The sequence below is a fragment of the Micromonospora sp. NPDC048986 genome (genome assembly GCF_040649335.1).
In the GTDB taxonomy this organism is placed as follows: Bacteria; Actinomycetota; Actinomycetes; order Mycobacteriales; family Micromonosporaceae; genus Micromonospora; species Micromonospora alfalfae.
Genome location: NZ_JBEZFJ010000003.1, coordinates 1 through 12,071 on the forward strand (window position 1 = coordinate 1; position 12,071 = coordinate 12,071).

Sequence of the window (12,071 nt, forward strand, 5' to 3'; positions counted from 1 at the left end):
CGCGGCGCGGGGCGCGGCGCGGCGCGCGGGGCACGGGGCACGGGGCGCGGGGCGGCGCGGCGCACGGGGCGGGGCTGGGGCCTGGGGAGGTCAGCGGATGACGCGGCCGCGCAGGATCGTGCGGGACGGGGCACGGACGACGCGCAGGTCACTACGGGGGTCTTCGGGGTAGACGGTCAGGTCGGCGAGGCCGCCTTCGACCAGGCCGGCGAAGCCGAGCCACGCTCGGGCGCCCCAGGAGGCGGCGGCGAGTACGTCGATGGGTGCCATGCCGGCCCGTTCGTGCAGCAGGAGCATCTCCTCGGCGGCCAGCCCGTGGTCGATGCCGCCACCGGCGTCGGTGCCCACGTAGATGGGCACCCCAGCCTCGTACGCGGCGCGCACCACCTCGGGGAAGCCGTCGCGCAGCGCGAGCATGTGGTCGGCGTACCCGGGGAACTTGCCCCGCGCCTGCTCGGCGATGCCCCCGAAGGTGGCGATGTTGATCATCGTGGGGACCAGTGCGGTGCCCTGGCGGGCCATCTCGTCGATCAGGTCGAGGCTGAGCCCGGTGCCGTGTTCCACCGAGTCGACCCCGGCCCGCACCATGATCTCGACGGCCGACTCGGAGAAGGTGTGCACCGCGGCGCGTACCCCGGCGTCGTGCGCGGCCCGCACGGCGGCGGTGAGGGTGTCCGCGTCCCAGGCCGGCGCCAGGTCACCGACGCCCCTGTCGATCCAGTCGCCGACCAGCTTGACCCAGCCGTTGCCGGCCCGCGCCTGCGCGGCCACAGTGGCGGCCACCTCGGTCGCGTCGACCTCCACGCCGATGTCGCGCAGGTAGCGCTTCGGCGGGGCGACATGCTGGCCCGCGCGGGCGAGTCGCGGCAGGTCCGGCTCGTCGTCGAGTTCGGGGTACGGGTACGGCGAGCCGGCGTCCCGGATCGCCAGTACCCCGGCGTCCCGGTCGACGTGGGCCAGCGCGCGGGCCTGGTCGAGTGAGGTGATCGGGGCGCCACCTCGGGCGATGCCGATGTGGCAGTGCGCGTCGACCAGCCCCGGCAGTACGAAGCCGCCGTCGACCACGGTCTCCGCGCCGGGCACCGGGGTGAAGGTCACCCGGTCGCCGACCAGCCAGAGATCCCGCACCTCGTCGTCGGGGAGCAGCACGCCGCGCACATGAAGAGCCATGCGCACAGTCCTACCCGATCACTCCCCGTCGGGGGCGAGCAGGTGGTTCTTCCGGGTGGTCAGCGCCGGCAGGTCCATGGAGACCTTCCACGGCTGCTCGGTGACGAACAGGTCCTCGGTGTGGGCGACCTGCTCGTACTCGCGGTTGACGCCGAGCGCGTACTCGGTGAGTGTGGCGCGTTCCTGGACTGGGTCCACCACCCAGTAGGACCGGATCCCGGCGTGCGCGTAGACCTTCGCCTTGTCGTGCAGGTCGCGGAAGGTGGAGGTCGGGGAGACGACCTCCACGGCGAGCAGGGCGTCCTCGACCGGGACCGGCGACCGGCCGGCGTGCTGGCGGCGGACGACCACCACGTCGGGGCGAGGCTCGTTGCGCCGGTCGACCCGCATGGACAGGTCGATGCTGACCAGATGTTCCGGCGGGCAGTTGACGCGGAGCACGAGCAGCAGCTCGACGCACAACTCTTGGTGTACGGCAGTGGGCGACGGCACGATCAACATTCCGTTGATCAGTTCGTACGGAAGGCCCTTCGGCAGGTCACCGAGGTCGTCGACCGTCCACTCGTGCCGTTCGGAAAGAATCGGCGCTGCGGTCAGAACATCTCCTTGCAGGGAGGCGACCTGACCCTAAACGCCGAATCAGTCACCCACCGTCACCGACACGCGTCAGCGCGGGCCCTTGTCGCCGCCCTTGCCGAGCTTGTTGAAGTCGATCTTCGGGAGCTTGAAGCCGGGCGGAAGGCCCTGGCCGCCGGCGAGGTCGTTCGGGTCCATCCCCGGCGGGAGCTGCGGCATGCCACCCGGGAAGCCGGCGGGCATCCCGGCGCCCGCGCCGGTACGCGGACGACCGCCACCCTTGGTGCCCTTGCGCTTGTTCTTCGGCGACTTGGTCGCCTTGCGGCGGCCACCGCCGGGCAGGCCCATCATGCCGCCCATTTGCTTCATCATCTTCTGCGCGTCGGCGAAGCGGTTGAGTAGCTGGTTGACGTCCATCACGGTGACCCCGGAGCCGTTGGCGATGCGCGCCCGGCGGGAACCGTTGATGATCTTCGGGTTGGTCCGCTCACCCGGGGTCATCGACCGGATGATCGCGGTGACCCGGTCGAAGTGGCTGTCGTCCAGCTCGGCGAGCTGGTCCTTCATCTGCCCCATGCCGGGCATCATGGCCAGCACGTTGGCGATCGGGCCCATCCGCCGCACCGCGATGAGCTGGTCGAGGAAGTCGTCAAGGGTGAACTGCTCACCGCCCATCAGCTTGGCGGTCATCTTCTCCTTCTGATCGGAGTCGAAGGCCTGCTCGGCCTGCTCGATCAGAGTGAGGACGTCGCCCATGCCGAGGATCCGGCTGGCCATCCGGTCGGGGTGGAAGACATCGAAGTCCTCCAGCTTCTCACCGGTGGAGGCGAACAGGATCGGCTGCCCGGTGACCTCGCGGACCGACAGCGCGGCACCACCGCGGGCGTCGCCGTCGAGCTTGGAGAGCACCACACCGGTGATGCCGACGCCGTCGCGGAACGCCTCGGCGGTGCGGACGGCGTCCTGACCGACCATCGCGTCGATGACGAAGATGACCTCGTCCGGCGAGACGGCGTCGCGGATGTCGGCGGCCTGCTGCATCATCTCGGCGTCGATACCGAGCCGGCCGGCGGTGTCGACGATGACGATGTCGCGGGCGGCGCGCTTCGCGTGCTCGATCGACGCGCGGGCCACCTGCACCGGGTCACCGGTGCCGTTGCCGGGCTCCGGGGCGTACACCTCGACACCGGCCCGACCACCGAGCACCTGGAGCTGCCCGACGGCGTTGGGGCGCTGGAGGTCGGCGGCGACCAGCAGCGGCTGGTGCCCCTGGCCCTTGAGCCAGCGGGCCAGCTTGCCGGCGAGCGTCGTCTTACCGGAACCCTGGAGGCCGGCCAGCATGATCACCGTCGGCGGCTGCTTGGCGAACTGGAGCCGTCGGCCCTCGCCGCCGAGCACATTGATCAGCTCTTCGTTGACGATCTTGATGATCTGCTGGGCCGGGTTCAGCGCCTGGGAGACCTCGGAACTGCGAGCCCGCTCCTTGACGGCCGCGATGAAGCCCTTGACCACCGGCAGCGCAACGTCCGCCTCCAGCAGCGCGAGGCGGATCTCGCGCGCGGTGGCGTCGATGTCGGCGTCGGTGAGCCGCCCCTTGCCGCGGAGCTTGGTGAAGATCCCGGACAGGCGGTCACTCAAGGTGTCAAACACGCGAACATCCCGTTTGTCAGTGTTCCGGCGGGCACAACGCGGCCGGCACTGCGGAGTCCGGCCACCGCTAGGGTAACCGCCCGGCCGTAGGGCCGCTGTCGCCCGGCCCGGGCCTCACCCCGACACCAACCCCGACTGGTACGCGAACACGACGAGCTGGGCCCGATCCCGGGCTCCCAGCTTGCCCATCGCCCGGCTGACGTGGGTCCGCGCGGTCGCCGGGCTGACCACGAGCTGCGCGGCGATCTCCTCGTTGTTCAGGCCCTCACCGACCAGACCGACGACCTGACGCTCGCGATCGGTCAGCGCCTCCAGTCGGGGGTGCGGACGAAGCACCCGGGACGGCCGGGTGGCGAACTCCCGCACCACGCGGCGGGTCACCGACGGCGACAGCAGCGCCTCCCCCTCGGCGACGAGCCGGATCGCGCGCAACAGCTCAGCCGGTCTGGTGTCCTTGGTGAGGAACCCGCTCGCACCGTGCCGCAGCGCGTCGAAGACGTACTCGTCCAGCTCGAAGGTGGTGAGCACCACCACCCGCGTGCCGGTCAGATCGGGGTCGGCGACGATACGGCGGGTCGCCTCGATGCCGTCTATGCCGGGCATCCGGATGTCCATCAGCACCACGTCCGGCCGAACCCGGCGGGCCAACTCGACAGCCCGCAGCCCGTCGGACGCCTCTCCGGCCAGCGCCAGGTCGTCCTCGCTCTCCACCAGCGCGCGCAGCCCGAGCCGGACCAGGTCCTGGTCGTCGGCGATCAGCACCCGGATCACGTCGTCGGCTCCACTGGCAGCCCGGCGTACACCCGGAACCCGCCCCCGGCGCGCGGCCCGGTGCTCAACCGCCCGCCGAGCGCCGCGACCCGCTCGCGCATCCCGGCCAGACCGTGGCCGCCCTCGTCGTCGGCCGGAGCCGTCCCGGCGCGGTCCGCACCCACCCCCCGGTCGGTGACCTCGACGGTCACCTCGTCGACGCGGTAGTCCACCGTCACCTCCGCGCTGGCCACTCCCGCGTGCCGCAGCACGTTGGTCAACGCCTCCTGCACCACCCGGTACGCGGCCAGGTCGACAGCGGCCGGCACCTCCCGGGGGTGCCCGAGCACGCGCACCTCGACGGCGAGCCCCGCCCCGGCGAGCCGGTCGCGCAGCGCGGGGAGCCGGGCCAGGCCGGGTACCGGCTCGCGCTCGGCGCCCCGCCGCACCGCGCCCAGGGTGACCCGCAGCTCGTCCAACGCCTCGCGGCTGGTCCGGCTGATCGCGGTCAGGGCCACCTCTGCCTGCTCCGGCCGCTTCGGCAGCAGGTGCAGGGCGATCTCCGCCTGCATGCTGATCGCGGCCAACCCGTGCCCCACCACGTCGTGCACCTCCTGCGCGATGCGCAGCCGCTCCTCGTCGGCCTGCCGTCGCGCCTGCTCAACCCGGCTGCGGGCCGCTTCGGCACGGGTACGCGCGGTCGCCTCACGGCTCACCCGCACCACCACCGCCACCGCGAACGGTACGACCACCCAGGCCGACGCGGGCAGCACTCCCGTCCAACCCGGCGCGGGCCCCCGCCCGAAGAAGACGTGCGCCAACAACAGGACGAACGCGCCACCGGTGGCGAGCGCCGCCTGTCGCACCGGCAGCCACACGGCCACTGTGTAGACCGCGACCAGGAACGTGACCAGAATCGGCCCGTACGGGTAGCCGATCAGCAGGTACGTCGAGATGGCCACGGTGACCACGGCGAGGGTGGCGATCGGAGCTCGCCGCCGGACCAGCAGGGCGAGCGCGGCGACGACGATCAGCACCCGACTGGCGGCGTCCACCGGCCTCGACCCCGGCTGGTTGTCCCCGGCCAGACCCGTGGCGAGCAATCCGAACCCGAGCAGCACCAGGGCGAGCGCGGCATCCGCCGCCACCTCCGGCCACCGCCACTGTCCGTCTCGTCGCATGGCCGTCATTCTGCCCGCGCGGGTGCCGCTCGACGTGCGTCCACGAGCGGCACCGCCACTACGCCCCCAGACGTACCCCACCCCACCCTCACCCCCGCGATCGTGCACTTTGGGTTGCCACTGTGCGGCTTTTGCCCGGTATACGGGGACATCAAGTGCAAGATCGACGCGGGAGGGCGGGGGGGCGGGGTGGTTAGACGGCGGCGAGGACGGCGGCCTCTAGGCGGGCCCGGGTGGCGTCGTCCGGCCAACCGCCCACCAGATAGAAGGCGTCGACCACGTCGGCGCCGAGGGTGGAGATGCGGGCCGCGCGAACCAGCGCGCCGGCCTCGTCGAGCGCGCAGGCGACCCGGTAGAGCAGCCCGGCGGCGTCGGCGGCGCGCAGTTCCAGCAGTACGGCGTCGGTGGCCGCCTCGCGGTGCCAGACCACTCGTGGCGCCGCGCCTGCGCCACGGCTGGCGAGCGCACGGCCGCGCAGCCGTTGGGTGACCGACACGTCGCCGGCGACCGCCCGGCGCAGGTCGGCGCGGAGGGGGACCGGGTCCGGCGGAAGGCCGTAGCGGGGCTGCACCCGGCACTCGACCAGGGCCCGGCCGTCGACGGCGGAGGCGTCCGCGGAGATCACCTCCAGCCGGTGCAGCGCCAGGCAGCCGGCCACCGTGGCGAGCAGACCTCGCCGGTCCGCCGCCGCGACCGACACCCGGTCGCCGGTCAGGTGGACGACCGGCAGTGGCCCGGCCAGCAACTCCGGGTCCGGGGCGGGCGGCTCGGGAAGTACGCCGGTGTCCAGCGCGGTGCGAACCCGGGCGACCAGTTCGGCGACGAGTCGGCCCTTCCAGTCGGACCAGGCCGCCGGGCCGGTCGCCGCCGCGTCGGCGCGGACCAACGCGTGCAGCACGTCGAGGGTGCCGGTATCGCCGACCGCCTCGGCCACCGAGGCGATGGTGACCGGGTCGCTCAGGTCCCGGCGGGTGGCCACGTCGGGCAGCAGCAGGTGCAGCCGGACCAGCTTGCCGATCAGCTCGACCTCCGCCGTGGGCAGACCGATCCTGGTGGCCACCGCCTGGGCAACCGGCACACCGACGGTGCTGTGGTCACCAGGGAGGCCCTTGCCGATGTCGTGCAGGAGAGCGCCGAGGAGCAGCAGGTCGGGGCGCTCCACCTCGCGGGCGTGCCGGCTGGCCTCGTGCGCGGTCTGCACGAGGTGCCGGTCGAGGGTGAAGCGGTGCACAGGGTTGTGCTGGGGCAGGCTGCGCAGCCGGGTCCACTCGGGCAGCCAGCCGTCGACCAGCCCGTACCGGTCGCAGGTCTCCCAGGCCGGCACCAGGCCGGGACCGGCGCCCAGCAGGGTGATCAGCGCGGCCCGGGCCTCGGCCGGCCAGGGAGCCGGCAGGGGCGGGCAGTACGCCGCCAGCCACTCGCAGGTGGCCCGCGCGATGGGGATTCGGGTAGTGGCCGACGCCGCGGCCACCCGCAGCGAGAGGCTCGGGTCGGGGCGCGCCCCGATCGCCGTGCGGGCGAGCACCAACTCGCCGTCGTGTTCGACCACGTCGCGGGCGACCGGGCGGCGGGCCGGGCGGCCGGTGCCGCCGCGGGAGCGGCCGGAGCGCAGCCGGTCGGCGGCCCGGAAGGCGTCGTCCAGGGCGTGGCTGACCGTGCGGGCGTCACCGGCAACCCGACGCAGCAGCGCGTCGCCGTCTTCGACGACGGCTCCCGGCCGCCGCGCGGCGTCAGACGCGCCGGACTGGGGTTGTCGCAGGCCGAGCAGGTTGGCCACTCCGTCGCGCTCCTGGGCGACCAGCCGGTCGACCCGTCGGCCGACCTGCTGGTGCAGCGCGTCGCGGGTGTCCAACAAACGCAGGTGAGCGGCGCGTACGGCAGGGCGCAGCGCGTCGGTGATGCCGGCGGCGGAGATCGCCCGCAGCAGCCCCACGTCGCGCAGACCACCGGCGGCCTCCTTGAGGTCGCCCTCCAACAGGAACGCCAGTTCACCGTGGGCCTGCCAACGGGCTTCGGTGACCTCGCGCAGGCCGGGCAGGTGCCGGACGGCGGTACGCCGCCAGTGATCTGCGGCGGTGCGGATCAGCGCGTCGGCCAGCGCCTGGTCCCCCACGACCAACCGGGCGTCGAGCAGCCCGAGGGCGACCTTGACGTCGTCCTGGGCCACCGAGAGCGCCTCGGCGACGGTGCGTACGGAATGGTCGAGCCGCAGGCCCGCGTCCCAGATCGGGTACCAGACCGAGGCGGCCAACTCGTCGGTGCCGGGCACCCCGGCGTGCAGCAGCACCAGGTCGAGGTCGCTGTACGGAGCACACTGCCGCCGCCCCAGCCCCCCGACGGCCAGCAGTGCCACCCCGTCCCGCGCCGGCAGCAACCCACGCAGGAACGAGTCGTAGGCCGCGGCCCGTCCCCGCCGGGCCGCCTCCCCGATCCCCCCGGGAACACCGACGACCTCGTTGATCAAGAGGGTCGGGTCGCCGTCATCGGCGGATCCTGACGCGTTCTTCTTGATCAACGAGGTCATGTCGGTGACGGCCGCGTCAGAGTGCGTCGAGGCCGCGTTCGCCGGTACGTACCCGGACGACCTCTTCGACACCGGTGACCCAGACCTTGCCGTCACCGATCTTGCCCGTGCGGGCCGCTCCGACGATGGCGTCCACCACCTTGTCGACGTCGATCTCGTCGGTGAGCACCTCAACCCGGATCTTGGGCAGGAACTCGACCGTGTACTCGGCACCCCGGTAGACCTCGGTGTGCCCCTTCTGCCGCCCGTACCCCTGAACCTCGCTGACGGTCAGCCCGGCCACCCCGAGGGCGTGCAGGGCCTCCTTCACCGCGTCCAGTTGGTACGGCTTGATGACTGCGGTCACCAGCTTCATGTCCAACCCCTCCATCCCAGGAACGTTAACCGGCGACCTTTTCGCTGACCGGCTCGGCGGGCTCTGCCTCCGGCTTGGCACCACTCGTCGTGCCGCCACCGGAGGTGCCGATGCCGGCCATCGCGAACGCGCTGCCCGTGCCGCCGCCGGCCGGGGACAGGTCGTAGCTGCTCTCGGCGTGCTCGGCGATGTCGATACCCTCGACCTCCGCCTCGCCAGTGACGCGGAAGCCGATCGTCTTCTCGATGACGAAGGCGAGCACCCAGGCGATGCCGAACGACCAGGCGGTGACGATCAGGCCGGCGAGGGCCTGCCGCCCGAGCTGGGTCGCGCCGCCGCCGTAGAAGAGGCCGTCGGAGGCGCCCACCACGTCGGTGATCGCGGCGTTCACCGAATTGGTGGCGAAGAGGCCGAGCCAGAGCGACCCGATCCAACCACCGACGAAGTGCACGCCGACCACGTCGAGCGAGTCGTCGTAGCCGAGCTTGTACTTGAGGCTGACGGCCAGCGCGCACACCGCGCCGGCGACGATGCCGAGCAGCACTGACGCCCACGGTGCGATGAAGCCACAGGCCGGGGTGATGGCGACCAGGCCGGCGACGGCGCCGGACGAGGCACCGACCATCGTCGGCTTGCGGGTCTTGACCCACTCGACAGCGATCCAGCCGAGCACCGCCGCCGCCGTGGCGAGCTGGGTGTTGATGAAGGCGAGTCCGGCGACCGAGTCGACTGTCAGCTCCGAGCCGGCGTTGAACCCGAACCAGCCGAACCACAGCAGACCAGCACCGAGCGCGACGAGCGGGATGTTGTGCGGCTTCATGCCCTCACGCGGCCAACCGAGCCGCTTTCCGAGGACCAGGACCACGGCCAGGGCCGCCGCACCGGCGTTGATGTGCACAGCGGTGCCACCGGCGAAGTCCAGTGCGTGGATGTCACCGCCGATGATGCCGCCGCCCCACACCCAGTGGGCGACCGGGAAGTAGACCAGGGTGGCCCAGCCGAAGGCGAACAGCAGCCAGCCGGCGAACTTGGCCCGGTCGGCGATGGCACCGCTGATCAGCGCGACGGTGATCACCGCGAAGACCATCTGGAAGGCCATGAACACGTAGAGCGGGACGCCGATGCCGCTGGGGTTCTCCGCGGTGGCACCCCACAGGTCGGTTTCGGCGAGGAAGGTCTTGGTGCCGAGGTACGCGCCCGGGTCGCCCCAGAAGCCGTTCACGTCGGTCCCGAAGGCGACGCTGAATCCGTAGAACCACCACAGAATAGAGATGAGCCCGATGGCCGAGAAGCTCATCATCATCATGTTGAGTACGCCCTTGGCCCGGTTGAGGCCGCCGTAGAACAGCGCCAGTCCGGGGGTCATGAGCAGCACGAGCGCGGTCGAAACCAGCAGCCACGTGGTATTGGCGCCGTCGATCGTCGGTGCTTCAGGCACGCTGGCCTCCTAAAGGTGAAGTCCTCCTTCGCGGCTTTCCGGGGCAGCGTCGCCCGTAGGCCGGTTGCGCGGAAGCTTCGCGGCCGGCTGTTTCACTTTGGGTCCCGTGCGGGTTTCCGTTTCGTGACGGGTTGTTTCGGACGTGTCACGAACTCCGCACGGTCATCAGCATGGACGATTGTGGATCGACCGGACGGCGATCGTCGATGGCTGACCGGTCAACGGCATCGACCGGTGCGCTCGACCGGCCCGGCCGAGCATCGCCCGATCGGCGCTCAGCGGAGGGCGTTCTCCAGGGTGTGCCGCTCGTAGTCGAGCAGCCGCAGATCGCGCATCGGTCGACGCAGGTGGCCCTTGTGCACGATCCGGACGAACGCCGGCTCGCCGGCGGCGGCCATCCGCCGGATCCCCTCGACGTGGTCCACGATCCGTTTACGGATGGTCCGGATCAGCCGGTGCCGGTCCCGGGGGATCAGCCCGTACGCGTCGGCGAAGAGCCGGAGGCGGCGCGGCCGGTCCGGGTGCTTCCAGCCCAGCGTGATCGAGTCGCGGTCCGCGAAGATCGGCACCCAGGTCCAGGCCGCGTACGCCACGTCGTAGATCCGCGCTCCGGGCGAGGCGAGGTCGAAGTCGATCAGCCCGAGAGTGCCGTCCGGACGCCAGATCACGTTGTGCGGCGCGGCGTCGTGGTGACAGATCACCTCGGTGTCCGGTGGAGGGGGCCCGAACGAGCGCCAGACCGCTGCCTGCGGAGGAGTGAAGCCGTACTGGGCGTCGTGGAACATCCGCAGCATGGTGGCGACGGTGACCAGGGCCTCGTCGGTCACCCAGTGTGGGGCGAGCGGATATTCTCCGCACTCCCCCTCCAGGTACGACAGCACCTCACGGTTGCGCTCGTCCATCCCGAGCGCCCGGGGGGCTCCGGTGAACCCCACGTACTCAAGGTGGCGCAGCAGCGCGTGCACGGACGGGGTCCACGGTCCGGCGTTGCGCCGGACCGTGTCACCCACGCGGACAACGGTGCTCACGTTGCCGCCGTGCAGCGGGATCTCCTGCGAAGTCACGTACGGTCTCCCGAGGCGCTGCGAAGGATGGCCAGGGTCACGCCAGCCCGCGTACGCGCGATCGTCAGTGGTCACCCGAGACTACGCGTCCCGGCCGGTGGCCTCGGTCCCCAGCAACGCGTCGACGAACTGCGCCGGGTCGAACGGGGCCAGGTCGTCCTTGCCTTCGCCGAGGCCGACCAGCTTCACGGGGATGCCGAGCTTGCGCTGCACGGCGATCACGATGCCGCCCTTGGCGGTGCCGTCGAGCTTGGTCAGCACCACCCCTGTCACGTTCACCACCTCGGTGAAGACCCGGGCCTGCTCCAGGCCGTTCTGCCCGGTGGTGGCGTCCAGGATGAGCAGTGTCTCGTCGATCGGGCCCTGCTTCTCCACCACGCGCTTGACCTTGCCCAGCTCGTCCATCAGGCCGACCTTGTTCTGCAGGCGGCCGGCGGTGTCGATGAGCACGGTGTCCACGCCGGTGTCGATGCCGCGCTTGACGGCGTCGAACGCGACGCTGGCCGGGTCGGCGGCCTCGGGCCCCCGGACGGTCTCCGCTCCGACGCGCGAGCCCCAGGTCTCCAGTTGGTCGGCCGCGGCGGCTCGGAAGGTGTCCGCCGCGCCGAGCAGCACGCTGCGACCGTCGGCCACCAGCACCCGGGCGATCTTGCCGCAGGTGGTGGTCTTGCCGGCGCCGTTGACGCCGACGACCAGGACCACCGCCGGCACGCCGTCCTTGGGTGCGGTCCGCAACGAGCGGTCCAGGCTCGGGTCGAGCGCGTTGACAAGCTCGGCGGCGAGCAGCGCCCGCAGCTCGGAGGCCGAGCGGGTGCCGAGCACCCGGGTGCGCTCGCGGAGCCGGTCGACGATGTCGCGGGTGGCGTCGACGCCGACGTCGGCGGTGATCAGGCTGTCCTCGATCTCCTCCCAGACGTCCTCGTCGAGGTGGTCACGGGCGAGCAGGCCGAGCAGGCTCTTGCCGAACACGTTCTGTGAGCGGGACAGCCGGGAGCGGAGCCGGACCAGCCGCCCGGCGGTCGGCTCGGGGACCTCGACCTGCGGTTCGAGCACCGGCGGCGGCTCGACCAGGACACCGGTGGACAGGTCGGACTCCGGTGCCTCGACCGGCGGGCCGGCGAGATCCTCCTCAGCCCTGGTGTCGACCTCGGTGCGTGGCAGCGGGGGCTCAGGCCGCCGCCGCAATCGCGGCACGACCAGCCCGACTGTGCCGGCGATCAGCACACCGAGCAGGACCAGAGCGAGGACGAGATATTCGGCCATGCCGGAATCCTGTCAGATGCCGGCGGCGGCGTCCCAGCCACCGCACCCCGAGCCGTGCCCGGAGTCTCAGCCACCGCACCCGGTCGGCGCCGGGGACCGG

General features: G+C 71.9%; 10 protein-coding genes. All 10 read right to left on the reverse strand.

The features are described 5' to 3' along the window. Positions 1–90: 90 nt before the first annotated feature. The 10 genes from AB0B94_RS07835 to ftsY all read right to left on the reverse strand — a co-directional run bounded on the left by AB0B94_RS07835 (position 91) and on the right by ftsY (position 11,971). Complete coding sequence (locus AB0B94_RS07835) at positions 91–1,170, reverse strand: amidohydrolase family protein (protein WP_357269936.1); 1,080 nt, start codon at positions 1,168–1,170, stop codon at positions 91–93. 18 nt (positions 1,171–1,188) lie between these two features. Beyond that, positions 1,189–1,782: a Uma2 family endonuclease gene (locus AB0B94_RS07840; RefSeq protein WP_357270997.1), complete on the reverse strand. Its 594-nt coding sequence runs from the start codon at positions 1,780–1,782 to the stop codon at positions 1,189–1,191. A gap of 54 nt (positions 1,783–1,836) precedes the next feature. Further along, entirely contained in the window at positions 1,837–3,396 is a 1,560-nt protein-coding gene (ffh, locus tag AB0B94_RS07845; protein WP_357269939.1) for a signal recognition particle protein, read from the reverse strand. Between the two features lie 114 nt (positions 3,397–3,510). Beyond that, positions 3,511–4,167 (reverse strand): response regulator transcription factor, encoded by a 657-nt coding sequence (locus AB0B94_RS07850; RefSeq protein ID WP_238671566.1) that lies wholly within the window; start codon positions 4,165–4,167, stop codon positions 3,511–3,513. Next, on the reverse strand, positions 4,164–5,327 hold the full coding sequence (locus tag AB0B94_RS07855; protein WP_357269943.1) for a sensor histidine kinase: 1,164 nt from the start codon (positions 5,325–5,327) through the stop codon (positions 4,164–4,166). The genes AB0B94_RS07850 and AB0B94_RS07855 overlap by 4 nt, the downstream gene beginning before the upstream one ends. 193 nt (positions 5,328–5,520) lie before the next feature. Continuing rightward, positions 5,521–7,851: a [protein-PII] uridylyltransferase gene (locus AB0B94_RS07860; protein ID WP_357269945.1), complete on the reverse strand. Its 2,331-nt coding sequence runs from the start codon at positions 7,849–7,851 to the stop codon at positions 5,521–5,523. Positions 7,852–7,867: 16 nt separating this feature from the next. Beyond that, the gene (locus AB0B94_RS07865; RefSeq protein WP_172862163.1) at positions 7,868–8,206 is read right to left on the reverse strand and encodes a P-II family nitrogen regulator; all 339 of its coding nucleotides are present in this window, start codon (positions 8,204–8,206) and stop codon (positions 7,868–7,870) included. Between the two features lie 25 nt (positions 8,207–8,231). Then, complete coding sequence (locus AB0B94_RS07870; protein WP_357269947.1) at positions 8,232–9,644, reverse strand: ammonium transporter; 1,413 nt, start codon at positions 9,642–9,644, stop codon at positions 8,232–8,234. A gap of 275 nt (positions 9,645–9,919) precedes the next feature. Continuing rightward, positions 9,920–10,783, reverse strand: a complete 864-nt coding sequence (locus AB0B94_RS07875) for an aminoglycoside phosphotransferase family protein (protein ID WP_181518597.1) — start codon at positions 10,781–10,783, stop codon at positions 9,920–9,922. A gap of 6 nt (positions 10,784–10,789) precedes the next feature. Continuing rightward, complete coding sequence (ftsY, locus tag AB0B94_RS07880; protein ID WP_112603473.1) at positions 10,790–11,971, reverse strand: signal recognition particle-docking protein FtsY; 1,182 nt, start codon at positions 11,969–11,971, stop codon at positions 10,790–10,792. Positions 11,972–12,071 lie beyond the last annotated feature (100 nt).

Coding starts and splice junctions, on each gene's coding strand:
- AB0B94_RS07835 (WP_357269936.1), bottom strand. CDS start 1,170: ATGGCTCTTCATGTGCGCGGCGTGCTGCTCCCCGACGACGAGGTGCGG.
- ftsY (WP_112603473.1), bottom strand. CDS start 11,971: ATGGCCGAATATCTCGTCCTCGCTCTGGTCCTGCTCGGTGTGCTGATC.
- AB0B94_RS07855 (WP_357269943.1), bottom strand. CDS start 5,327: ATGCGACGAGACGGACAGTGGCGGTGGCCGGAGGTGGCGGCGGATGCC.
- AB0B94_RS07865 (WP_172862163.1), bottom strand. CDS start 8,206: ATGAAGCTGGTGACCGCAGTCATCAAGCCGTACCAACTGGACGCGGTG.
- AB0B94_RS07860 (WP_357269945.1), bottom strand. CDS start 7,851: ATGACCTCGTTGATCAAGAAGAACGCGTCAGGATCCGCCGATGACGGC.